General features: G+C 42.5%; 21 protein-coding genes, 1 tRNA gene and 1 pseudogene. 15 read left to right on the top strand and 8 right to left on the bottom strand.

Annotated elements, in window-relative coordinates; genetic code table 11:
* Positions 1–37: 37 nt before the first annotated feature.
* The 6 genes from IM485_RS16495 to IM485_RS16470 all read left to right on the top strand — a co-directional run bounded on the left by IM485_RS16495 (position 38) and on the right by IM485_RS16470 (position 5,348).
* Positions 38–523 carry a Tic20 family protein gene (locus tag IM485_RS16495; protein ID WP_104398190.1) on the top strand — a complete coding sequence of 162 codons (486 nt, stop codon included), beginning with the start codon at positions 38–40 and terminating at the stop codon, positions 521–523.
* Between the two features lie 73 nt (positions 524–596).
* Positions 597–1,970, top strand: coding sequence for a gluconeogenesis factor YvcK family protein (locus IM485_RS16490; protein ID WP_104398191.1), 1,374 nt, complete (start codon positions 597–599; stop codon positions 1,968–1,970).
* Positions 1,971–2,143: 173 nt separating this feature from the next.
* Entirely contained in the window at positions 2,144–2,452 is a 309-nt protein-coding gene (gene psb34 / locus IM485_RS16485; RefSeq protein WP_002734380.1) for a photosystem II assembly protein Psb34, read from the top strand.
* 252 nt (positions 2,453–2,704) lie between these two features.
* A complete protein-coding gene (locus tag IM485_RS16480) occupies positions 2,705–2,929 on the top strand; it encodes a DUF3134 family protein (protein ID WP_104398192.1) in 225 nt (74 codons plus the stop codon).
* Between the two features lie 168 nt (positions 2,930–3,097).
* Entirely contained in the window at positions 3,098–4,258 is a 1,161-nt protein-coding gene (locus tag IM485_RS16475) for an N-acetyltransferase DgcN family protein (RefSeq protein WP_104398193.1), read from the top strand.
* 4 nt (positions 4,259–4,262) lie between these two features.
* Complete coding sequence (locus tag IM485_RS16470) at positions 4,263–5,348, top strand: alanine/ornithine racemase family PLP-dependent enzyme (RefSeq protein WP_104398194.1); 1,086 nt, start codon at positions 4,263–4,265, stop codon at positions 5,346–5,348.
* Between the two features lie 144 nt (positions 5,349–5,492).
* On the opposite strand, the gene IM485_RS16465 is transcribed toward IM485_RS16470, so the two are convergent.
* The 3 genes from IM485_RS16465 to IM485_RS16455 form a co-directional block, all read right to left on the bottom strand.
* The gene (locus IM485_RS16465; RefSeq protein WP_287744384.1) at positions 5,493–6,230 is read right to left on the bottom strand and encodes an ABC transporter ATP-binding protein; all 738 of its coding nucleotides are present in this window, start codon (positions 6,228–6,230) and stop codon (positions 5,493–5,495) included.
* 157 nt (positions 6,231–6,387) lie between these two features.
* Entirely contained in the window at positions 6,388–6,612 is a 225-nt protein-coding gene (locus IM485_RS16460) for a ferredoxin family protein (RefSeq protein ID WP_016516721.1), read from the bottom strand.
* 95 nt (positions 6,613–6,707) lie between these two features.
* A complete protein-coding gene (locus IM485_RS16455) occupies positions 6,708–8,390 on the bottom strand; it encodes a glycosyltransferase (RefSeq protein ID WP_287744381.1) in 1,683 nt (560 codons plus the stop codon).
* Positions 8,391–8,587: 197 nt separating this feature from the next.
* Between IM485_RS16455 and tyrS the strand changes: the two genes are divergently transcribed.
* Complete coding sequence (gene tyrS / locus IM485_RS16450; protein ID WP_104398197.1) at positions 8,588–9,805, top strand: tyrosine--tRNA ligase; 1,218 nt, start codon at positions 8,588–8,590, stop codon at positions 9,803–9,805.
* A gap of 16 nt (positions 9,806–9,821) precedes the next feature.
* On the opposite strand, the gene IM485_RS16445 is transcribed toward tyrS, so the two are convergent.
* Positions 9,822–10,058 carry a ferredoxin-thioredoxin reductase variable chain gene (locus tag IM485_RS16445; protein ID WP_002762902.1) on the bottom strand — a complete coding sequence of 79 codons (237 nt, stop codon included), beginning with the start codon at positions 10,056–10,058 and terminating at the stop codon, positions 9,822–9,824.
* 462 nt (positions 10,059–10,520) lie between these two features.
* Between IM485_RS16445 and carB the strand changes: the two genes are divergently transcribed.
* Together carB and IM485_RS16435 are read left to right on the top strand one after the other, a co-directional pair.
* Entirely contained in the window at positions 10,521–13,766 is a 3,246-nt protein-coding gene (carB, locus tag IM485_RS16440) for a carbamoyl-phosphate synthase large subunit (RefSeq protein WP_287744380.1), read from the top strand.
* Between the two features lie 170 nt (positions 13,767–13,936).
* Positions 13,937–15,340 (top strand): TldD/PmbA family protein, encoded by a 1,404-nt coding sequence (locus IM485_RS16435; protein WP_287744379.1) that lies wholly within the window; start codon positions 13,937–13,939, stop codon positions 15,338–15,340.
* A gap of 115 nt (positions 15,341–15,455) precedes the next feature.
* On the opposite strand, the gene tatA is transcribed toward IM485_RS16435, so the two are convergent.
* From tatA to IM485_RS16420, 3 genes are all read right to left on the bottom strand, one after another.
* Entirely contained in the window at positions 15,456–15,632 is a 177-nt protein-coding gene (tatA, locus tag IM485_RS16430; RefSeq protein WP_002733416.1) for a twin-arginine translocase TatA/TatE family subunit, read from the bottom strand.
* Positions 15,633–15,723: 91 nt separating this feature from the next.
* Positions 15,724–17,154, bottom strand: coding sequence for a dihydrolipoyl dehydrogenase (gene lpdA, locus IM485_RS16425; protein ID WP_002744419.1), 1,431 nt, complete (start codon positions 17,152–17,154; stop codon positions 15,724–15,726).
* Positions 17,155–17,701: 547 nt separating this feature from the next.
* Complete coding sequence (locus IM485_RS16420) at positions 17,702–18,388, bottom strand: DUF3782 domain-containing protein (protein WP_104398200.1); 687 nt, start codon at positions 18,386–18,388, stop codon at positions 17,702–17,704.
* Between the two features lie 347 nt (positions 18,389–18,735).
* On the opposite strand from IM485_RS16420, the gene queG reads away from it, so the two are divergent.
* Both queG and IM485_RS16410 read left to right on the top strand, forming a co-directional pair.
* Complete coding sequence (queG, locus tag IM485_RS16415; RefSeq protein WP_287744376.1) at positions 18,736–19,683, top strand: tRNA epoxyqueuosine(34) reductase QueG; 948 nt, start codon at positions 18,736–18,738, stop codon at positions 19,681–19,683.
* A complete protein-coding gene (locus IM485_RS16410) occupies positions 19,673–20,311 on the top strand; it encodes an HAD-IA family hydrolase (protein ID WP_104398202.1) in 639 nt (212 codons plus the stop codon). The genes queG and IM485_RS16410 overlap by 11 nt, the downstream gene beginning before the upstream one ends.
* An 87-nt stretch (positions 20,312–20,398) precedes the next feature.
* On the opposite strand, the gene IM485_RS16405 is transcribed toward IM485_RS16410, so the two are convergent.
* Positions 20,399–20,484, bottom strand: a tRNA-Leu gene (locus IM485_RS16405).
* 172 nt (positions 20,485–20,656) lie between these two features.
* Between IM485_RS16405 and ndhL the strand changes: the two genes are divergently transcribed.
* The 4 genes and pseudogenes from ndhL to IM485_RS16385 all read left to right on the top strand — a co-directional run.
* Positions 20,657–20,896, top strand: coding sequence for an NAD(P)H-quinone oxidoreductase subunit L (ndhL, locus tag IM485_RS16400; RefSeq protein ID WP_002732218.1), 240 nt, complete (start codon positions 20,657–20,659; stop codon positions 20,894–20,896).
* Positions 20,897–20,916: 20 nt separating this feature from the next.
* Positions 20,917–21,222, top strand: a complete 306-nt coding sequence (locus IM485_RS16395; protein WP_045359946.1) for a DUF3007 family protein — start codon at positions 20,917–20,919, stop codon at positions 21,220–21,222.
* 4 nt (positions 21,223–21,226) lie between these two features.
* On the top strand, positions 21,227–21,655 hold the full coding sequence (locus IM485_RS16390; protein WP_287744372.1) for an ATP-dependent zinc protease family protein: 429 nt from the start codon (positions 21,227–21,229) through the stop codon (positions 21,653–21,655).
* A 238-nt stretch (positions 21,656–21,893) separates the two neighbouring features.
* Positions 21,894–22,547, top strand: a pseudogene (locus IM485_RS16385) (restriction endonuclease); the annotation flags it as partial.
* Positions 22,548–22,855: the final 308 nt, after the last annotated feature.

Genomic DNA, 22,855 nt, shown 5'->3' with positions numbered 1-22,855 from the left:
GGAGAGAGTTAGCAGTAGTCTCAGGAGACAATAGATTATGACTTGGCGCGGCTCAACCGATACAAAAGATCGCATTTTTGCAGCCTTAGTATATCTTTTACCCTTATATTCGGCCTTTGCCTTCGGTATCTTTATCTTCCAGCAAATCCCTTTTTTAGGAGCGGCCTTAGCAATAGTTTTAACTCCCTTAGCTTTTCTCTATAGTTCCCTGGGAACCTTTGGCAGTTTAATTATCTTTTTCGTCCTCTTTTTGGCCGTGGTACGCAATCCCCGCATCAGTCATTTTATCCGGTTTAACACCATGCAGGCGATTTTAATCGATATTTTGGTGTATTTATTGGGATTGCTCTTAGGTTTCGTCGCTAGGGGTTTAGGGGCGAATTTGGTGGTAGAAACTCTTTTTAACGTCGTCTTTTTGGGCGCATTTGCCGCCTGTGTTTACAGCATTATACAGTCGGTTATCGGCAAATACGCCGATATTCCCACAATTTCCGAGGCGGCCTATTCCCAGGTGGGAGGTTAGGTTAACTTGAGTTTGTCCCCTTTTTCGGCTACAGTCTCTCCAGAATCAATGCGTTCGCTGCCAGGCCACATCTATGAGTCCATTTAAACAGACGCTACGGGAACTCAACGCTCAGAAGGGGAAAATAGCCGCTTCTGTGGGCAGAAAAACGCCTAAACGGGTTAATCGTTGGTTTAAATGGCTTTCTCCCGGTCTTTTTGTCAAACGCTGGCTTTTAATCAGTTTAACCGGTGTTTTTCTCACCTCCTTCGGTTTGGCTATTTGGGTAAAATTAACCCCAGTTAATCGCTTTTTAGAGTTTGTTTCCCAAGCATTAGAAACGATCGCACGCTTGGTCCCCAATTCTGTTTCCGGGCCGCTGGCGGTTTTGTTGGGTGTCTTTTTGTTATTCTGGGGTCAGAGTCGCACCGTCGAAACGATTACAGAAGCACTACAACCGGACGCATCGGAGGAATTAGTCGATCTCCTACGCACCCATCGTCGTCTCCATCGCGGCCCGAAAATCGTGGCCATCGGTGGCGGTACGGGTTTATCGACGCTTTTACGCGGTTTAAAACAGTATAGTTCCAATATCACCGCTATTGTCACCGTAGCTGATGATGGCGGTTCTTCAGGCCGATTACGTCGGGAAATGGGCATTTTACCCCCGGGGGATATTCGCAATTGTATCGCCGCTTTAGCCGATGAGGAAAAGTTATTAACGGAATTGTTTCAATATCGCTTTCATGCCGGGGATGGTTTATCGGGCCACAGTTTTGGTAATTTATTTATCAGCGCTATGACCGAGATTACCGGCGATCTGGAACAGGCGATCGATGCTAGTGCCAAAGTTTTGGCCATTCGCGGTAAAGTTCTACCTGCTACCCTTACCGATGTTAGTCTCTGGGCTAAGTTAGCCGATGGGCGCATTATTGAGGGAGAATCGAAGATAACCGAAGCTATGGGCCAAATTCGTCAGATTGGCTGTCATCCTGCCGACCCGGTCGCTTTACCGGCTGCTTTAGCGGCAATTAAGGAAGCAGATTATATTATCATCGGGCCGGGTAGTCTTTATACCAGTATTATCCCTAATTTGTTGGTTCCCGCAATTCGTCAGGCCCTAGCACAGGTGACAGTCCCCCGTGTCTATGTTTGTAATATTATGACCCAGCCGGGGGAAACGGATAATTATTCGGTGGCTGATCATATTCGGGCGATCGAAAAAGTCTGCGAGGAACGCATCTTTGATGCGGTTTTGGCCCAAAGAACTTCACCATCGCCCCAATCCTTAGAATTATACGCCCAAGAGCATAGTCATCCCGTCTTTTTAGATCGCGAGGAGGTGGGAAAAATGGGTTATCGCATTGTTTTAGCGAATGTAATGGCAGAAGATGAAGTTACTGGCAAAGTTAGTCACGATCCCCAACGTTTAGCCCGAGTTTTATGGCGCTGGTATGCTAAAAAGTGAATAGCGAGTTGACTAAATGTTTTTATCTAGCTTTGTCAAGTTATAAAATCATATTTTTTGCTTTAATTTGCCGACATTAGCCAAATTTGCTGATTAAAGCCCTAGGAAAAAATTAGCCTAAAAACCATTTCGCCTTATTCTGTGTTATACTCAGATTTTGAAGAGAGATGATCATGCACTACTCTACTAAATCTAATCAAGAGACAGGTGCGACAGTCTATTCCCCAAGCGATGGAAGTGAATTAATTCCAGCTGAGGTTAAACTAGATATAAACGGGCAAAACTATCAATCACTTAATATACCTCTCCCAGAGGGCTATACAGTAGATGATGAAGGAATCATCAATAACTATGGTAGCGAACCCAAGATTTATCTATCAAAATCCCCATCTTTAGAACAGCAAAAATGGTATATTTTGCAAGGAGTAGGGGCGGTTTTGTTGGTTGCTTTGGTGTTATTAATCACCTTTTCCGTTAGCTAGATAAAAACCGTAGGATTGACATTTAAGTTGAGCGAGACAGGAAAACTTTAATTTACACCATAGAGTCTGCATCCCAAGTATCGGGAGCGTATATTGGAACCGACTCTATCTATCTGTCCAAATAGTAAATCTGACAGCTGAACTTTTTTACTTTGCTAAACTTGACAATTTTTTTCAGTTTTTTGTGGGTTGCTTCGTGATCAACAATAGAACAACCAATAGAGATAACTTCTCAAAGGAAATTCAACAGGTATGAAATTTAATCCTTCTCTTAGTCAAGAACCTCGCTATCAGGCAATTCCTGTTATGCAGATAACTTCCAAAGAAACCCTTCTCCATTGGTTAGAACGGACAGGAAGATTAAAATTACGTCAATCTGATGCTCATCCCGATTCGCAAATTTTAGAAGAATTAGACGATATTATCGATCCAGATAATTATGCTATAGAAGAAGAAGAAGAAGAAGAAGAAGAATAAATAGTCTTAAGTAGGTGGGTGGAATTAAATATAAGATGAACGTAGGTTGGGCTTCGGCCGTGAGCTCAGCCGAACGGTTGAAGCATGAAAACCAACGCCCGCTCATGTTACGCTACCGCTAAACCATCCTACAAATAATTGTGCCTCCCTACTTACTGGGAGTTAGGAGTGAAATTTCAATTATCTAATATTCAGGAGATTAAGAAAGTGGTATCAACGAAAAAAACGGCTTTAATTTACTGTGAAAATCAGTTTGGACGTGTGGATGGAAAAACGGCAGCTGGCTTGATCCGACAATCAGAAATATATACAATTGTTGGTGTGCTGGATAGTTCCTTAACAGGAAAAGATGCGGGAGAAGCATTAGGAGATAAAAAAAATCATATTCCCATTTTTACCAATTTACAAACAGCCTTAGAAAAACTTAGAGATGTTCCCAATTGTTATATCTACGGCAAAGCACCCTTAGAAGCGTTTATTCCCCCCCTAGAAAGGCTGCTAATTTTAGAAGCAATGGCAGAAGGAATGGATATTATTAATGGTTTGCATCAATTCTTCTCCGAAGATTTAGAATTTAGAGATCAAGCTAGTCAGTATGGTGTACAAATTACAGACATTCGTAAACCACCACAATTAGCTGATCTTCATGTATTTACCGGGCAAATTTCCCAAGTAAATATCCCCGTTATTGCCTTTTTAGGAACCGATTGTGCTTGCGGAAAAATGACCACTGCGGTGGCAGTTAATCAAACTCTCCAAGGCTTGGGTATTAAGTCTGTCTTAGTCGCTACTGGACAAACTAGCTTGATGCAGGGAGCAAGATATGGGGTTTCGATCGATGCTTTGGTTTCTCAATTTGTCATCGGTGAAATTGAAAATGCTGTGGTTCAAGCTTTTGAGCAAGAAAAACCCGATATTATTTTAGTGGAAGGACAAAGTTCTCTGAGTCATCCTGCTTTTATGAGTTCCGTGGGAATTTTGAAAGGAAGTAGGCCCGATGGGATTATTTTACAACATCCACCAGCCCGAAAATTTCGCTGTGATTTTCCTCATTTAGCCATGCCAAAATTACAGGAAGAAATTTCACTAATTGAGGCAATTTCTCCCACTAAAGTTATCGCTATTGCGATTAATCACGAAAATCTCACCGCAGCAGCCACTGAGCGTATTATTGCCAAATATGAGCGAGATTTTCAGTTACCGACTACTGATGTTTTGTTACACGGATGTGAGAAATTAGTCCAAGCTTTATGCGATCGCTTTCCGAAATTAAACCGGAAAATCAAAGGGGAAATTTTAGCTGCAATTCCGGCAATTGGGAGCAAATAGGCTGATGAAAGACGTTTTACCCAGAATCGAGATTTCTCTCCCGAAAATACGCCATAATGCTCGTTTACTCTGCCAATTATACGGCAGCAAGGGACTTTCTGTGATGGGAGTTTCCAAAGCGATTTTGGGTGATCCCTCGATCGCCTTGGCGATGATTCAAGGTGGAGTCAACTTTATCGCTGACTCTCGAATCGAAAATATTCTCAAAATGAAACAAGCAGGAATAGTGACAACTTTTGTTCTGTTGCGTACTGCCTTGAGTCAAGCAGAATCAGTGGTTAACATTGCAGATATCAGCTTAAATACCGAATTAGCAACAATTCAGGAACTTTCCTATTATGCTCAAGAAAAGCAAAAAATACACCGCATTATTATCATGACGGAGTTAGGGGATTTACGAGAAGGTGTACTGCCGAAAGATCTCGTCAAGTTCATCAAAAAAACCCTCGCTTTTCCCTTTATCAAAATTGTTGGACTGGGTTGTAATTTGGCTTGTTATGGGGGTATTAAACCTGATACCCATAATATGAGCAAATTATCTGTGTTAACAGATACAATTGAGCAGGAGTTTTTAATAAAATTACCGATTATTTCAGGAGGCAATTCTGCTAACTATCAATGGTATCAAAAAAGTAGGGAAGTTGGTCGGATTAATAATCTGCGTTTAGGAGAATCAATTTTATTAGGTTGTGAAACAGTTAATCGACAAGTGATACCTGGTTTATATACCGATGCTTTTCGGTTAATTGCTGAAGTAATCGAATCCAAAGATAAACCATCTCTACCCTCTGGAGAAATTGGTCGAGATGCTTTTGGTAATGTTCCTAGCTTTATTGATCAAGGCATTCACCGTCGAGTTATTATTGCATTAGGAAGACAGGATGTTCTTATCTCTGGATTACAAACAAGTCAGGAGATAAAAATATTAGGTTCTAGTAGCGATCATCTAGTTCTTGATAGTCATAACAAGAGGTTAAAAGTAGGAAGCGAAGTCAGTTTTAATCTTGATTACGGAGGGCTTTTAACAGCCATGACTTCTCCTTTTATTACTAAAAGTTATGCTCTCAATGCAGTAGCACAACTGTCTTGATCGATGAATAAATATCCACAGATATATTTAGGGTCTGCTGGCTTATCACCTTGACATCAGGGCCGTAGAGATTTGTACTCAATTACTATCCTATCGCTAAATTCTGGGAAGAAATCAAAATCCCCCTAAATCTTTAACAAATTCCTAATCATCTCGTTTGGCCCCATGATCAGCCGCCCCGAGGTATAATTCCCCTACTTTCGGGTTATTGAGTAAATCTTGACCCGATCCCTGAAAACGATCTTGACCACTTTCTAAAACATAACCTCGATCGGACATCATTAGGGCTTTTTTGGCATTCTGTTCCACTAAAATAATTGCAGTTCCCGTCTGATTAATCGCTTTTATCTGTTCAAAAACGCTGGTTACTAAGATAGGAGATAAAGCTGCCGAAGGTTCATCGAGAATTAATAAATCCGGTTCCAACATCAGCGCTCGTCCCATGGCTAACATCTGTCTTTCTCCTCCAGATAAAGTGCCAGCTTTCTGACGACGGCGCTCGAGCAAACGGGGAAACATGGCATAAATGCGCTCTTTTAAAGATTTTATATTTCCTTTGCTCGTAAAAGCTCCCATTTCCAGATTTTCCTCTATGCTCAGGGATGGAAAAACATTAGCAATTTGGGGAACATAACCCATTCCGAGGGTAACGATTTGATTAGATTTCCAACCGGCGATATTTTGTCCCTTAAAAGTAATAGTTCCAGCACTGGGTTTTAATAAACCAAAAATCGTCTTAGCGAGGGTAGATTTTCCCGCACCATTAGGACCGATGACCGTGACTAATTCCCCCGGTGCAATGCGAAAGTTAACCCCTTGCAATATGTATAAATCCTGCACATAACCGGCATAAACTTGTTCAACTTCTAAAAGATAATCCATGGTAAGGTAAAAAGGAGATAGCAGACAGTAATATGAATTATGAATTGGGAAGTGGGAAGCATTTTCAGTGAACAGTAATCAGTGAACTGAAAACTCACATCTGATAACTGATAACTGATAACTGATAACTGATAACTGATCACTGATAACTGATAAATTAGGGAGTTTTTTGTAAATCGGGACGTTCTTCCGGCAGAATTGCACCTTCGACGGGACATACTTGTAAACAGATACCACAGTCGATACAAGTGGCAAAATCAATCCAATACCAATCGGTTCCTTTAACATTTTTACCAGGTCCCGGATGGATGCAAGCAACAGGACAAGCGGAAACGCAATCGGCAACCCCTTCACAAATTCCAGTGACGATCGAATGTGGCACAGTGTTTTCTCCTCTAATTCTTAACATTACTTTACCACTTTTAGGCGCTGCCCTGCCAAGATCGGATCGTTGTTAGGAAACTTTCCCTTAATTCCCTAAAATCTTGGGAGTTTTTTCTTGATCTTAGCAAGAAGTACGCTAGGAGTTTTCGCTAGGGTTTTTACTATTCCTTTACGGGAGGACAAATATTTGATTTCTTCCTGTAATTTCTGATTATTTTTCTGGATATTATTATTATTTTCTAATTTTTTTAGGGATATTTCCATCCCTTGCATAGTATGATAATTTTGCTGTTGTTTGAGATACATCATCTGTTGTGATTCCTGTAATTTTCTTAACTCTAACCAGACTTGATTTTGGCTTGATTCCTTACTTTCCCTGAGCGCATACCAGAGAAACTTAGTGATTTCTTCAGCTATTGTTTGATTAACTTCAAAAAGTTCGATAATATCAATTTTTCCCCTAAAAATTTTGGGGTATAACTTTCTTAAATCTTGGGCGATATCATAGGAAAAAGTGATGATTCTAGAATCGGACAAAATTGCATAGTGTTTTTCTAAATCTACTGGTAAATTGCCGTTTTTTTCTGTGGATTCAGAAGCAAGCAAAAGTAGAGAAGGAGTGGTTAAAAGACTGGTATAAAAAGTGGAAATAAATAAATTAGCCTGTAGGCGATCGCAAATAGCTTGGATTTTTCTGGCATCCTTTCCCGTACAATTATAATCGTAGGATTCCGCAGGCCAATATTTAAATTCTTCCCATCTTGGTGCGGTGTTATTTCTATCTAAAATAACAATGTGTTGACTAAATTCTAATTGACTCCAATGCTCTAGAATTAAAGACCAAACCCTGGCTAATTTTCCTTGATCGATTTGAAAGATCACGCCATCAATAACAATAATTGGGCATTTCTTCGGGGAGATAGCTTGAATTATTTGTAATTTTTCTCGCTCATCCTTAGTTAAAATTTTCCCTAAATCTTCCATCTTAACTAGATTGGGTTTAACTTCTAGATACTTAATGTCTGGGTGAGGAATTTCATAGATTTTACACACTTGATAATGTTCTTGTAATGCTTGACCATTACTGCCATGTTCTAAGCCTTGGAGATTTAAATAATATAACCCTAAAATCTCAGGAATTAAAGCCATTTTTTTCCCTTGACTACCGATTCTTAACCAAAATTCGTAATCACCAGCACAGCGAAAATTTTCCTGAAAATAACCATATTTATCGTGCAGCATTTTTCGCCACATTGGTTGAGAACCCACACAACAACCTTGACGCATCTGTTGATAGGAGTAATTTGGCCAATTCCAATGTTTTAAAGCTGGGGTGGTGGCAAAAGTATCATTTTTGAGGGTGGTAATTAATTGATCGGCATAAACTAAACTAATCTCTCTATTGTTATCTAGATAATTAGCCATAATTTCCAGAGCATTAAAACAGCGACGATCATCAGTATTCCCATTGGTGATATAGGAACCCCTAGCTAGTTTAATAGCACGATTCCAAGCGCGGTAGAGGGTTTCTCGTTCTCTAGTTCTCTGGTAAATAATATTAGGATAATTTTCTTGAAACTCTTGAATAATCTCCCCTTCATTCTCCGGAGAAGCACTATCGATAATAATAAGTTCTACTTCTCCCTTTTCATAAAGAGTTTGAGTAACTAAATCCTCTAGACAACCCCGGATAAACTCCGCTGATTTATAGGTAGAAACAATTACAGAAACTTTGATACTCTGCACTGGTATAGAGTTATTAAAACTAGGATTCATCGGCTTATCTGATCGCAATTCAAGACAGGGAAATTTTTTGATAATTTTGAAAAAGAAGATTTTAAGACTCTATATTTGGTCGGGAGAATTGTCAAGATGTTATCGACTCTTATTGAAGATACCAGTTTATTTACCTTTGGCTTGTTACTTGACATAATAAAAAACTATAATGGAAAGGCTGTGGAAAATGTGCAACAATGACCGTATCTCCCTCCCTAGACTGGCTAACCCGTGGCACCAGTGACCTATTCCCCCATCAACCCGACTCCCAAGATCCTAGGGAAAATTTAACCCAACTACTACAAACTACCGATCGCCCTTTAAGAATTAAACTAGGTATTGACCCCACCGGCAGCGATATTCACCTAGGTCATAGTATCCCTTTTCGGAAACTGCGTGCTTTCCAGGATGCCGGTCATGTAGCAGTGGTGATCATTGGCGATTTTACCGCTAGAATCGGCGATCCGACGGGAAAATCGGAAGTTAGAAAACAATTGACCAGCGAAGAAGTGAGAGCCAATGCCGAGAATTATCTGGCACAATTGCGCCCAATTTTAGATTTTAACACCCCTAATCGCCTAGAAATTCGCTATAACTCGGAATGGTTGGGGAAATTAGACCTCTCGCAAATTCTCGAACTCCTCTCCACCATGACCGTCGGGCAAATGTTGGCAAAAGAAGGCTTTTCCGAACGCTACGACAAGGAAAACCCGATTTTTCTCCATGAATTTCTCTATCCCTTAATGCAGGGTTATGATTCCGTAGCTGTCGAGGCCGATGTGGAATTGGGAGGAACCGATCAAAAATTTAATATTGCCGTCGGTCGCGATTTACAGAAATATTTCGGCAAAAAACCGCAATTTGGGTTACTTTTACCGATTTTAATCGGAACCGATGGCAGTCAAAAAATGTCCAAATCCCTGAATAATTATGTGGGATTGCGGGAATCGGCCCTGTCCATGTACTCGAAACTGGAAAAAACCCCCGACGCTTTGTTAAAAGATTATTACGAACTATTGACAAATTTGCCCTTAGATGCTATGGCGAGCAATCCGCGAGAGGCACAAAAACAACTGGCGATCGAGGTAGTTGCCCAGTTCCACGGAGAAGAGGAGGCATTAAAAGCACAAAAAACGGCGCAGGAGATAGTTCTACAGGGAAATACGGCAGCTGCGGCCTCTGTACCCGAATTTTCCCTCACATCGGTCACTTTTCCCCTGAAATTATTCTATCTTCTTGCGGCCACCGGCTTATGTAAAAGTAGCGGCGAAGGGAGAAGACAGATTCAGGGGGGTGCAGTCAGAATCGATAGTGAGAAAATCACCGATGTGGACAAAAGTTTTGAGACAGCCGAAGCTTTAACTGGAAAAGTCCTACAGGTGGGCAAAAATAAATTTATTCGCTTTGTAGCTTAAATAAGCGAAAAAGTCCCTATTCGGCGGCTTTTTCCACGATTTCTAACTCAAAATCTCGAAAATGGGCTTTAAACTTTTTACTGAACTCGACGAGGACAGGTAGATTGGCGCTAACCGGTCTGCCACGCCATTCGGTGACAAACGCTTTCACCTGTCCCTCTAGTCCTTTCACGTCAAAAGGATTCGATTTGTGTTCAGGATGATGATAAACCACCACGGACTCAATTACACGAACTTGATCGCCAACTTTCATAAACTCTCTAGCGAAGACAAACGCCTATTGTATCTTTGAAAACAATCTTATCATTGTAGGCGATATCAGTGATCAGTAAACAGTGATCAGTTATCAGCGAAATGGGGGAAGTGGGGAAGTGGGGTGTGGGAATTATGAATTATGAATGGTTCTTCGGTTTGTGTTATGCAATGGACTGGGGTTATAAGGGATGTAACCCTTATGTAGAAAGGCATTTGGCGATTTTTGTTAATTGTTTTTGATCTAGAGCGAACTCATCAATTAAGTCTCTTGCCAGAGAAGGATTTAGTCAATTTATGCCCCCCTATCGAACCACAACAAGTAACGAAGAGCCATAAAAATAATCTCCTGCCGACCGCGTCCTCAAGTCAACAAGGTCATTAAACCTAAATAAAGCTTTGCGGGATCGAGGGTGACAACATATACAATGATTGGGGTTTATCCTCAAGCAACCCTAAGCCTATGCCACGCCGTGATGACTTAAAGAAAATCCTAATCTTGGGCGCTGGCCCGATTGTCATCGGACAAGCCTGTGAATTCGACTATTCGGGAACTCAAGCCTGTAAAGCCCTACGAGAAGAAGGTTATGAGGTAATTTTAGTCAATTCTAACCCCGCCTCGATCATGACCGATCCAGAAATGGCTGATCGCACCTACATTGAACCAATTCTGCCGGAAATTGTCGAAAAAATTATCGCTAAAGAACGCCCTGATGCCATTCTCCCGACCATGGGTGGTCAAACTGCCCTCAATACCGCCGTAGCTTTGGCCAAAAGCGGCGTTTTAGAAAAATATAACGTGGAACTGATCGGGGCAAAACTCCCCGCTATTGAAAAAGCCGAAGATAGGGAACTATTCAAAAAAGCAATGGAGAAAATCGGTGTTCCCGTCTGTCCTTCGGGGATTGCCAACAATTTAGACGAGGCCAAAGCGATCGCCCATCAGATCGGTTCCTATCCCCTCATTATCCGGCCGGCCTTCACTTTAGGAGGAACGGGGGGCGGTATTGCCTATAACCAAGAAGAATTTGAACCGATGGCCCAGTATGGTCTAGATTGTTCGCCTACATCGCAAATTCTCGTCGAAAAATCCCTAATTGGCTGGAAAGAATACGAATTAGAGGTAATGCGCGATCTAGCCGATAACGTGGTGATCATCTGTTCGATCGAAAACTTTGACCCGATGGGGGTCCATACCGGCGACTCGATTACGGTTGCGCCCGCCCAAACCCTAACCGATAAAGAATACCAACGCCTCCGGGACTATTCTAAGGCAATTATTCGGGAGATTGGCGTAGAAACCGGCGGATCAAACATCCAATTCTCCGTTAATCCCACTAACGGCGACGTAATCGTGATTGAGATGAATCCCCGGGTATCCCGTTCTTCGGCCCTGGCATCAAAAGCCACGGGATTCCCGATCGCTAAATTTGCCGCTAAACTCGCAGTAGGCTACACTTTAGACGAAATTCCCAACGATATCACCAAAAAAACCCCAGCTTCCTTTGAACCGACTATCGATTACGTCGTCACCAAAATTCCTCGCTTTGCCTTCGAGAAATTCCCCGGCTCGCAACCGATTCTAACTACCCAAATGAAATCCGTCGGGGAAGCGATGGCTATCGGTCGAACTTTCCAAGAATCCTTTCAAAAAGCCCTGCGCTCCCTAGAAACGGGGCGTTTTGGCTTTGGTTGCGATAAAGTCGAAACTCTCCCCCCTCTCTCGGAAGTCCGGGCCGGTTTGCGGACACCTAACCCCGAACGAGTTTATAGCATCTATCATGCTTTTAAATTGGGCATGAATGGGGAGGAAATCCACGAACTAACCGGGATTGATCCCTGGTTCCTCGATAAATTGGCTGATTTGATGGAAACCGAGAAGTTTCTCAAACGAACTCCCCTGAAAAGTCTCAGCCAAGAGAACCTATTCGCTATTAAACAACAGGGTTTTAGCGATCGCCAAATCGCCTTCGCCACCAACACCAGCGAGGACGAAGTAAGAAGTTATCGCAAGGGTTTGGGTATTGTTCCAGTCTATAAAATGGTGGATACCTGCGCGGCGGAATTTGAGGCCCTGACACCCTATTATTATTCCACCTACGAACGGGTAGAATCGGAAGTTTTACCCTCCGATAAACGCAAAGTGATGATCCTTGGTGGTGGTCCCAATCGCATCGGTCAGGGGATAGAATTTGACTACTGTTGTTGTCATGCCGCTTTTTCCCTCAGTAACGCCGGTTTTGAGACGATTATGGTCAACTCTAATCCGGAAACTGTCTCCACCGATTACGATACCAGCGATCGCCTTTACTTTGAACCCCTGACCAAAGAGGATGTCTTAAATATCATCGAAGCGGAACAACCAGAGGGTTTAATTATTCAATTCGGTGGGCAAACTCCCTTAAAACTGGCGGTTCCCCTGCAAAAATATTTAGAATCGCCTAATTGTCCCGTAAATACCAAAATTTGGGGAACTTCACCCGATTCGATCGATGCCGCCGAAGATCGAGAACGGTTTGAAAAAATCCTCCGAGAATTAGATATCCGACAACCCCCCAACGGTATTGCCCGCAATTTCCAAGAATCCCAAGCCGTGGCTCAACGCATCGGTTATCCTGTGGTAGTACGTCCATCCTACGTTTTAGGCGGTCGGGCAATGGAAATCGTCTATTCCGATAGCGAATTGGAACGCTATATGAAGTATGCGGTACAGATAGAACCGGATCACCCGATTTTAATCGATAAATTCCTCGAAAATGCCATCGAAGTGGATGTGGATGCCCTGTCAGATGCCACGGGAACGGTAGTTATCGGGGGATTAATGGAACATATCGAACAAGCAGGCGTACATTCGGGCGATTCTGCCTGTTCTATCCCCCATACGTCCCTGAGCGCCTCGGTTTTAACCACAATTCGACAATGGACGGTGGAACTAGCGAAAGCGTTAAAAGTAATCGGTTTGATGAATATCCAGTATGCGGTACAGGGAGAGACAGTTTATATCTTAGAAGCGAATCCCCGCGCTAGTCGTACTGTTCCCTACGTTTCCAAAGCAACGGGAGTTCCTTTAGCAAAAGTTGCCTCCCTCGTCATGTCGGGCAAAACCCTAGCAGAATTGGGTATCATCAGCGAAGCAATTCCCCGTCATATCGCCGTGAAAGAAGCGGTTTTACCCTTCCAGAAGTTCCCCGGTGCTGATACTCTCCTGGGACCAGAAATGCGTTCTACAGGCGAAGTAATGGGGATTGACAGCGATTTTGGCAAAGCTTTCGCTAAAGCGGAAATGGCCGCCGGCGTGATTTTAGCCACCAGTGGGACGGTTTTCGTCTCGATGAACGATCGCGATAAAACCCCGATGGTTCCCGTGGTTAAGGATCTGCAATCCCTCGGTTTTCGCGTCGTCGCCACTTCCGGAACTCGTGAAGTTTTGTTAGAAAACGGTTGCGAAAATATCGATTTAGTGCTAAAGATTCACGAAGGTCGTCCCCACGTTATCGATTGGATCAAAAATGACTGGATTCAGTTTATTGTCAATACTCCCAGTGGTGAAGAATCCCAAAATGATGGCCGACAAATTCGCCGCACTGCCCTCGATTATAAGTTACCAATTATCACCACTATCGCCGGGGCAAAAGCGACAGTAGCGGCCTTAAAATCCCTGCAATCCCAACCTTTAGAGGTGAAAGCTTTACAGGATTATCTCGCCTAATTTCAGTTATCAGTTATCAGTTATCAGTGAGCAGTTATCAGTTATCAGTGAGCAGTTATCAGTTATCAGTTATCAGTTAGAAAGGGGATATAGGGATTTAGGGAAATTTCAGCCAAATGCCCCACTACCCCACTACCCCATCACACCCGACACCCCACTTCCTAATTCCTATGACCGATACTCTAAACGATTATAAAAACCTAATTAGTGAACTGATTAACCGTTATAAAAACCGCGTCGATTTTCTGACAATTCGTCTAGAAGAAGCGCGGGGGACAAATATTCTACTGCGTTCCGAACGAGTTGAAACCCTCAGCGAAGGTATTGCTATAGGTGGTCAGGTACGGGCCTGTTATAAAGGAGGTTGGGGATTTGCCAGCTTTAATCAATTATCCAGTTTACAGGAACGATTAGAAGATGCGATCGCTGCTGCCCGTTTAATTGGGGAAGAAGAAACCCTAATTGCTCCGGTAGAACCTGTAATTATCTCCTGTGAATTGCCTTTAACGGGAACAGACCCGCGTTTAGTGCCATTAGCCGATAAAAAAGCCCTCTGCGATCGCTATAATAACTTACTGCGTCAACATCATCCCAGTATTGCCACCACTTCCGTCCGTTATAGCGATAGTAGTCAACATATTCTTTTAGGCACTTCTGACGGGACTTTAATCGAACAAAAATGGTCGGACTTAGAAATGCGTTTTTCGGCCACCGCTAGGGATGGGGACAGCGTACAAACGGGCCGGGAAACCACAGGATCCCGAAAAGCTTTCGAGGATCTGGTCAATTTAGAAGAACAGGTGCAAGGGTCGGCTAAACGGGCCGTACAAGCCCTAGTTTTGCCCCCTGTCAAGGGCGATACCTACACCGTCGTCATCGATCCCATTTTAACCGGTCTGTTCGTCCATGAGGCTTTTGGCCACCTTTCCGAGGCAGATATGTTATACGAAAATCCCGACCTTTTGGAAGTGATGAGTATGGGCAAACGTTTCGGACCAGATAACCTGCAAATCTTTGACGGAGCCTATCCGGAAGGTCATCGGGGCAGTTATTTTTATGACGATGAGGGAACCCCCGCGACGACGACTCAGTTAATTAAAGATGGGGTTTTGGTGGGAAGACTGCATTCGCGGGAAACGGCGGGCAAATTAGGCGAAAAACCGACCGGTAACGCTCGTTGTCTCAATTATCATTATCCGCCCATTGTCCGCATGACCAACACTTGGATCGAACGGGGAACCACTCCCGTTAAAGAGTTATTTTCGGGGATAAAAACGGGAGTTTATGCCCAAAATTGGCAGGGAGGCATGACTAACGGCGAAATGTTCACTTTTAGCGCCGGGGAAGCTTGGATGATTCGCGATGGAGAAATTGCTGAACCCGTTAAAGATGTTACTCTCTCCGGTAATGTCTTTAAAACCCTAGCCAATATTGAGGCAATTGCTGATGATTTCTACTGGGACGAGTCGGGAGGCTGCGGAAAAGGGGGTCAAAGTGGTTTACCCGTCGGCTGCGGTGGCCCCAGTCTCCGTATCCGCGATGTGGTGGTGGGGGGAGAAGCAGATATTCAGTAATCAGTGATCAGTAAACAGTAATCAGTGAAAAGAAAGTGGGAAACTACTATTTAATACTGATAACTGATAAGTAATAACTAATAACTGCTATAGCGGAGTTTCATAAGGGCGAAATCTATCTCATCTTCTCGTCACTGTCTTCAATTTCTTGCTCATCTTGATTGATTTCTTCTTTAAATCCCCGTAAAGTTTTCCCCAAAGCTGCCCCAAATTCGGGTATTTTTTTCGGTCCAAATATCAGGAGAACAACGACAGCAATAATTACTATTTCTGGCCAACCTAATCCAAACATAATCTTGAAAGTAAAAAGTAAAAAAAGAGAAAGGAGTCAGAATTCAGGAGTCGGAAACTTAACGGTAATAACTGATAACTGATAACTGACTCTATGCTGCTACTTCTGCTCGTTTATAAGCTTCGTCGAGGACTTCTGAGAGAGTTGGATGGGTGTGGATGCGGAAAGCGAGTTCATGGACAGATTTACGTTCAGCGATCGCATTGGCCGCTTCTTGAATTAAATCCGATGCGTGGATACCGATAATATGAACACCGAGTAATTCCCCCGTATCCTGACGATAAACGACTTTAGCGATGCCTTCCGTTTCTCCTTCCGCTAAAGCTTTAGAATTTCCCTTAAAATAGGTCTTGACAGAAGCCACCTTATACCCTTCTTGCTGTGCCAAAACTTCTGCTTGCGGTTCCGTTAAACCCACATAACTAATTTCGGGGTGGGTAAAAGCGGCGGCGGGAATACTGCGATAATCGATGGTTTTTGGGCGATTACAGATATTTTCAATGGCTATTACCCCTTGACCCGAAGCAGCGTGAGCTAACATCATTTTACCCGTAGCATCACCCACGGCCCAGAGATGGGGAATCGGTTCACCGTCCTGAATTACCTGCATTTTGTCATTAACCGCAATAAAACCGCGTTTATCCAGTTCTACCCCGACAAATTCCAGTCCGAGATTTTTTGTCGCTGGGATTCTTCCTGTAGCGACTAAACAAGCATCTACTTCTAAAATTTCGATCGCTTCTTTGCTTTTTGCGTCCACCAGTTCAATGGCCACAGGATTCCCCGGTTTAATACTTTTTGCCAAAACTCCCACATAAGTCTCGATGTCTCTAGGTTTAATCAGAACTCTTTCCGCGATTTTCGAGATTTCTGGGTCAAATCCCGGCATGAGACTATCTAAAGCTTCGATCATCGTCACTTCACAACCCAAAGCGGTGTATATATCCGAAAATTCCAGACCGATATAACCACTACCGATAATTGCGATCCACTTGGGTAAAGTTTCTAATCTAACGGCCTCATCACTGGTAAAAACCGTTTTATGATCGATCTCGATCCCCGGTGGGACAAAGGGAACCGACCCCGGACAGAGCATAATATCCTTAGCGGTGTAGATTTTTTCGCCACTGTCCCCGATGACGCTAACTTTTTGCGGGCCGGCGATTTTTCCCCAACCGTGGATAGTATCAACCTTGAGACGTTTAAGACTATTAGTGAGATCGCCTCTAATTTTACTGACAAGGTTGTTAGCATGATCGGCAATTGTTGGACGGTCAAAATTAACGCCACCGATGGCAATACCTAGACTTTTCAGATGGTCACTATCGGCCAATTCGCGCACTCGTCCCGAGGCTGCCAGTAAAGCTTTAGAAGGAATACAACCGCGATTAACACAGGTTCCTCCCATATCTTTGGCTTCGATAATAGCCGTTTTTAGCCCACATTTGACTGCGTGTAGGGCTGCCCCGTGGCCACCAACTCCAGCACCGATAATAATTAAATCGTAGTCGAATTCACTCATAGTCTCTCTGACTCTCAAAGTTAGCATTATCCCATTTTACGATCCACTGCGATCAAGCGGTGCTATCCCGGTCAAAAACTGGAGCCAGTTTTTAGCTATCAGACTCTTGTGCATTGAAACTGGGTATTGGCAATTTTAGGACAAGTCGTTACTAGACCTCTGGTAAGCTGTTCGTAATTTAAATTGCTTGTTGAGACGAGGCAAAAGGCAAGAGGCAAAAGGCAACAGTAAAAGGATTGGGGGAGGTTCGGCTAATTTAAGAATAAGCTGTTTAAATGCGTCTTAGCTTAAAAATCAAAAATTGTTGTTAGGGTTGAGAGTCGGTCGTCAGTAGTCAGGAGAATTTAAAATGCTCTATTCACAGATTTTAGGCTATTTAATCCTTATTTTTGCCGTTTTTGCATCCTCAAAAATTAATTAGGCAAGGTGTTACTTAACCAAGATATGAATACTAATTCTGCATCGTATCCATAAGTTAGTCTAGTCATAGGTTGGAAAAATTAGACCTGCTGCCAATACTTTCCCAGATGAAGGAACCATCTTTCTCCTACCATAATTTAGGCTCGAAACCAGAATCATTAATGATTTCTACCGTTTCTCCCGATGGTTTAATCACAAATAAACCTTGTTTATAGGCATAACGATCTACTCCTTCGTCTATTTCTATTCCCGCCACTGCACCATAAGCCTGATAGTTTTTATAATGGGGAAATGCTTGTTTAAATCGACTTAATTTTTCTAGAAATTCATTAACATCATCTTTCGATAAACGAGACTTACATTCGACTAAAACTACCTCGGTTTCATCGACGGCTAAAATATCAATCTCCATGGCGATTCCTTGGCGTTTTACCCTGGCACGACTATAGGTTTCTTTAACATCGATACCTTTGGCACGAAATAGGCTAATAACAGCAGGTTCGACTAATTCCTCGACAAATCTTCCCCAGCGAGTGGTTAAACTATCCACAGCACGACTGGTATTGGCCACTGTTTTCTCTAGATCGGCCAAACGGCGATCGGCTTCGGCCTTGGCTTCAGCAGCCCGGCGATCGTATTCAGCAGCCCGGCGATCGTATTCAGCGGCCCGGCGATCGGCTTCGGCAGCCCGGCGATCGGCTTCGTCCTTGGCTTCGGCAGCCCGGCGATCGTATTCTTGGCGTGATTGTTCAAACTTTTCGTTAGTTTTCTCAAAAAGTTTATAGATATCTTCGATGGTAATCGGTTGAGACATGGTTATTTGTTTTAATCTTTCTTATTTTACTATAATTGTACTAGCAAAGTGCAAGTCATTTTAGGGACGGGTGTTAATTGAGCAAGTCAATAGTTATACTAAATCCGTTGAGTAACGCACAGAAAACGGGTTTCTCGGAGAAACCCGTTTTCTACTCATGCACTCATGCAAAACGGAGAATAAATAATCAGTTTTTAATAACTGGATTTAGTATGAGGACGATATAGCGGGGACGGGAACCACAGTTTCTTCGTTGATCATGGTTTCTAACTGTTCAGCCTGGGATTTGGCTCGATAAATTGATCATTGTAAATAATTGTTACAAATACTTGACTTAAGATATTTCTATGGTGACAGAAACACAGATCAAAGAAAAAGCGCTAGAGTTGGGCTTCCATGGGGTCGGTATTGCCTCTGTGGACAGCCAAGACTCGGCGGTATCCCATCTAAAAAGCTGGTTAGAGCGGGGTTATCACGCTCATATGGATTGGATGACTAACCCGAAACGACAGGATATCAAAACTCTTTGGCCGGAAGTGCGATCGCTAATTTGTCTCGCCCTTAACTACTACACCCCCCAGCAACACAGTCAAGAACAAAACCATGGCAAAATTTCCCGTTATGCTTGGGGAAGGGATTATCACAAAGTATTAAGTAAAAAATTAAAAGCCCTCAGTCAATGGTTAGAAAGTCAGGGGGAGCAAATTCAAACCCGTTACTATGTGGACACTGGACCAGTACAGGATAAAGTTTGGGCGCAAAGAGCAGGGATCGGCTGGATTGCCAAGAATGGTAACTTAATTACCCGCAATTACGGCAGTTGGGTCTTTTTAGGGGAAATATTAACTAATTTACCTTTAGAACCCGATCGACCCCATAGCGCCCATTGTGGCACCTGTAGCCGTTGTTTAAGCGCCTGTCCCACCCAAGCAATAGTTAGTCCCTCTGTGGTGGATGCTAATCGCTGTATTGCCTACCATACCATTGAAAATCGTTCTGTAACTTTGCCTACAGAAATTGCCAAGAATTTACAGGGTTGGGTCGCTGGCTGCGATATCTGTCAAGATGTCTGTCCTTGGAATCAACGTTTTGCCCAAGTTACCGACGTGGAGGATTTTCAACCTCGTCCGGAAAACCTTTCGCCAAGGTTGGATGAATTAGCTAATCTAACTATAGAGGAGTGGGATCGTCGTTTCATCTCGTCAGCCCTACGTCGAATTAAACCCCAGCAGTGGCGACGTAATGCCCAGGCTAATTTAGCTCATTCCCCGAACCCCGCACAAGATGACAATTAAAGTAGTCGTGTTCGATTTTGATGGTACTATCGCCGATACCCACGATACTTTCGTGGAGATTGTCAATCGTTTGGCTAAAAATTTTGGTTATCAACCCGTCAACGAGGAAGATTTGGCCAGACTAAAAAACCTTAGTTCCCAAGAAATTATTAAACAATCCCAAGTTTCCCCCGTTAAAATCCCTTTTTTACTCTATCGAGTTAAACGGGAATTAAATAAACAAATTGAATGCCTGAAACCCTTCCATGGCTGGGATAACTGCCTCCTTACCCTTAAAGAAAGAGGCTATAGATTAGGAATAATAACTTCTAATACCAAAGAAAATGTCACCATATTTTTAGCAAATAATCAACTCTTAAATTTATTTGATTTTATCTGTTCGGGAACGCCTTTATTCGGCAAACACAAAATTCTTGATCGCCTGATCCGACAAAATAAATTCTGTCCCGATGAAATGATTTATGTCGGCGATGAAACCAGAGATATTACTGCTGCCAAAAAAAGTCAAGTGCAAGTGGTGGCCGTCGCTTGGGGCTTTAATTCCCCTCAAATTCTCACTCAATTTAACCCCGATCATCTCATTCATCATCCCCTAGAATTATTGGATATTTTAGATAGGTCTAGCTGAAAAAGTTTTTTCTGGGGACAAGGAAAGGCAGTTTGGGCATTTGTACTAAAATACCCAATACTCAGTTTAAATATAGACTTCGATTGATGGGGGCAGAGAGACTCGAACTCTCACGAGCTTATAAGGCTCAACGGATTTTAAGTCCGTAGCGTCTACCATTCCGCCACGCCCCCGTTATTTGACCGACAATTTTTTATCATATCACAAATAATTTAATTAGCAAGAGTATTTTCAGTAAATTATTTTAGTCCGCCAATTCGATCGCCACAAAGGGGGAAAGAGGGGGTAAAATAATCAGCAGGTGAATTGCCGTTCACCGACAGCCATTGATAAAAATAAATCCTTATGCAATCAATTCTGACGCAAGAAACCATTATCATCGCCCTGATCTACCTATCTCTCAGTGTCTTGTATTTGCTCGTAATTCCCGCCGTTATCTACTACTACCTCAATACGCGCTGGTATGTGGCTTCTTCTTGGGAAAGAGGGTTTATGTACTTTCTGATGAGCTTTTTCTTCCCCGGGATGCTGTTGTTAAGTCCTTTCCTTAACTTCCGTCCCCAACGTCGTACCCTAAAAGCTTAAGTTATTAACCCAAAAAACCCATGAGACGCATTGATGTCATCGGGATCGGTATAGGGATGTTTGCTATGGGCGGCATCCTCTACATTGTCCTGCAAAAAACCGGTTTAGATAGTGCTTCGGCGGGAATTTGGAGTCAAGCGGTGTTGGTAGGTGGTGTCATCGGTTGGATTTTTACCTATCTGTTTCGAGTTGCCACCGATAATATGACCTACGGCAAACAGCGCAAGGATTACGAAGATGCCGTCTTTAAAAAACGTCTGGAAGCGATGACTCCCGAAGAAATCGCCCAAATGCAGCAGGAGATTGAAGAAGAAAAAACTAAATAGACGGATGAAACCCGATAAAATCATCATCGGTTGGCGAGAATGGCTCGATTTACCTGATTTAGGCATTACCAAAATAAAGGCCAAGATTGATACAGGCGCTCGCTCCTCGGCCCTACACGCTTTTGATCTGCATCCCTTTCAAGATGGCGATCGCAATTGGCTGCGCTTTCAAGTTCATCCCTACCAAAAAGATAGTCACCACACTGTCACCACCACCGCAGAAATCCTCGAATGGCGACAGGTAAAAAATTCTGGGGGTCAAAGTCAACTACGTCCTGTTATTAGAACAAGTGTATTGCTCGGCGGTCGTCAATGGGCGATCGAATTAACCTTGACTAATCGCGATGTCATGGGTTTTCGGATGTTATTAGGACGAGAGGCCCTGAAAAAAGGCTTTCTTGTCCATCCGAATCAGTCTTTTTTACTGAGTTAAGTTATATTCAGTTATCAGTTATCAATTATCAGTTATCAGATGTGAGTTTTTAGTTCACTGTTTACTGTTTACTGATCACTGAAAAGGCTTTTCTGAGAAGTGGGGAATTAGGGAAGTAGGGAGTGGGTTTTTAAAGTTCGATTGGCAGTTAATCGCACTATTAAAAACAGATTTGGTATTATTATCTAAATTCTTGGCTGTATAATTGTGATGACTGCCCCCGCTTTTTATCTGAACTATGCCCATTCCCGATTTTCAATCGATTATGTTGCCCCTATTAAAAATACTTGCAGATGGCAAAGTTTATAAATATCGAGAAATTTTTGAAGTCTTGGTCAGAGAGTTTCAAGTCACGGAAGCGGAAAGAAAAGAAATGCTTCCCAGTGGACAACAAGAAATTTTTGCTAATCGAGTCGGTTGGGCAAAAACCTATTTAAAGAAAGCGGGATTAATTGACTCACCCCAAAGGGCGACTTTTGTAATTTCCGAGAAAGGAAAAGAAATCTTATCTCAAAATCCTGCTCGAATTGATGCCAAATTTCTCAGACAGTTTCCCGAATTTCAAGAATTTCAAGAATTCAATCAAGTCCATAAGCAAAATGAAACTATTACTCTTGAAAGCAATTTATCAACTTCTGATCAAGAACAAAATCCCGAGGAATTACTAGAAAACTCCTATCAAGAAATTCGTCAAGCATTAGCGACAGACTTACTTTCTATTTTGCGAAAATTATCCCCAGATACTTTTGAAAAATTAGTAGTAGAATTACTGGTAAAAATGGGTTATGGTGGCTCGATTAGAGATGCAGGTAAAGCGGTAGGTAAGAGCGGTGATCAAGGGATTGATGGGATAATAAAAGAAGATAGACTCGGTTTAGATATAATCTATATTCCTGAACTTCCCCCATACATATATACCATAATAGCCGAAACCCTTATCCATCAATGGATATACCCCTTAACTTTTCTTAATGTACCCATGTAATTTGTAACATTTATTAATAGAACTCTTGCAAATTAATTATATGTTATAATAATGGGTTAACTAATTTTTTGGGGAAAATTAGTTAATCAGTACATTTGTCCTGAATAAAAACTTGAAGTTTAACTTTTAACTCAAAACTCTTTAGAGCTGCTTTAATTTGGTTATCAAAACCTCTTTATTTAAGCGGCACAAACTATCTCAATTATAAAAATTGA

Origin of the sequence: Microcystis sp. M169S2, assembly GCF_020245865.1 — a bacterium.
GTDB lineage: Bacteria > Cyanobacteriota > Cyanobacteriia > Cyanobacteriales > Microcystaceae > Microcystis > Microcystis ichthyoblabe_A.
The sequence above is the reverse complement of the archived record's forward strand: the minus strand, read 5'-3'. Positions and strand labels throughout refer to the sequence as shown.

What these genes read in the sequence shown, in the direction of transcription:
- tyrS (WP_104398197.1), top strand. Translation starts at nt 8,588, where the DNA reads ATGACCGTATCTCCCTCCCTAGACTGGCTAACCCGTGGCACCAGTGAC.
- IM485_RS16395 (WP_045359946.1), top strand. Translation starts at nt 20,917, where the DNA reads ATGAGACGCATTGATGTCATCGGGATCGGTATAGGGATGTTTGCTATG.
- IM485_RS16390 (WP_287744372.1), top strand. Translation starts at nt 21,227, where the DNA reads ATGAAACCCGATAAAATCATCATCGGTTGGCGAGAATGGCTCGATTTA.
- IM485_RS16465 (WP_287744384.1), bottom strand. Translation starts at nt 6,230, where the DNA reads ATGGATTATCTTTTAGAAGTTGAACAAGTTTATGCCGGTTATGTGCAG.
- IM485_RS16455 (WP_287744381.1), bottom strand. Translation starts at nt 8,390, where the DNA reads ATGAATCCTAGTTTTAATAACTCTATACCAGTGCAGAGTATCAAAGTT.
- IM485_RS16445 (WP_002762902.1), bottom strand. Translation starts at nt 10,058, where the DNA reads ATGAAAGTTGGCGATCAAGTTCGTGTAATTGAGTCCGTGGTGGTTTAT.
- IM485_RS16495 (WP_104398190.1), top strand. Translation starts at nt 38, where the DNA reads ATGACTTGGCGCGGCTCAACCGATACAAAAGATCGCATTTTTGCAGCC.
- lpdA (WP_002744419.1), bottom strand. Translation starts at nt 17,154, where the DNA reads ATGAGTGAATTCGACTACGATTTAATTATTATCGGTGCTGGAGTTGGT.
- IM485_RS16480 (WP_104398192.1), top strand. Translation starts at nt 2,705, where the DNA reads ATGAAATTTAATCCTTCTCTTAGTCAAGAACCTCGCTATCAGGCAATT.
- IM485_RS16470 (WP_104398194.1), top strand. Translation starts at nt 4,263, where the DNA reads ATGAAAGACGTTTTACCCAGAATCGAGATTTCTCTCCCGAAAATACGC.
- IM485_RS16410 (WP_104398202.1), top strand. Translation starts at nt 19,673, where the DNA reads ATGACAATTAAAGTAGTCGTGTTCGATTTTGATGGTACTATCGCCGAT.
- IM485_RS16435 (WP_287744379.1), top strand. Translation starts at nt 13,937, where the DNA reads ATGACCGATACTCTAAACGATTATAAAAACCTAATTAGTGAACTGATT.
- psb34 (WP_002734380.1), top strand. Translation starts at nt 2,144, where the DNA reads ATGCACTACTCTACTAAATCTAATCAAGAGACAGGTGCGACAGTCTAT.
- IM485_RS16420 (WP_104398200.1), bottom strand. Translation starts at nt 18,388, where the DNA reads ATGTCTCAACCGATTACCATCGAAGATATCTATAAACTTTTTGAGAAA.
- IM485_RS16490 (WP_104398191.1), top strand. Translation starts at nt 597, where the DNA reads ATGAGTCCATTTAAACAGACGCTACGGGAACTCAACGCTCAGAAGGGG.
- carB (WP_287744380.1), top strand. Translation starts at nt 10,521, where the DNA reads ATGCCACGCCGTGATGACTTAAAGAAAATCCTAATCTTGGGCGCTGGC.
- ndhL (WP_002732218.1), top strand. Translation starts at nt 20,657, where the DNA reads ATGCAATCAATTCTGACGCAAGAAACCATTATCATCGCCCTGATCTAC.
- queG (WP_287744376.1), top strand. Translation starts at nt 18,736, where the DNA reads ATGGTGACAGAAACACAGATCAAAGAAAAAGCGCTAGAGTTGGGCTTC.
- tatA (WP_002733416.1), bottom strand. Translation starts at nt 15,632, where the DNA reads ATGTTTGGATTAGGTTGGCCAGAAATAGTAATTATTGCTGTCGTTGTT.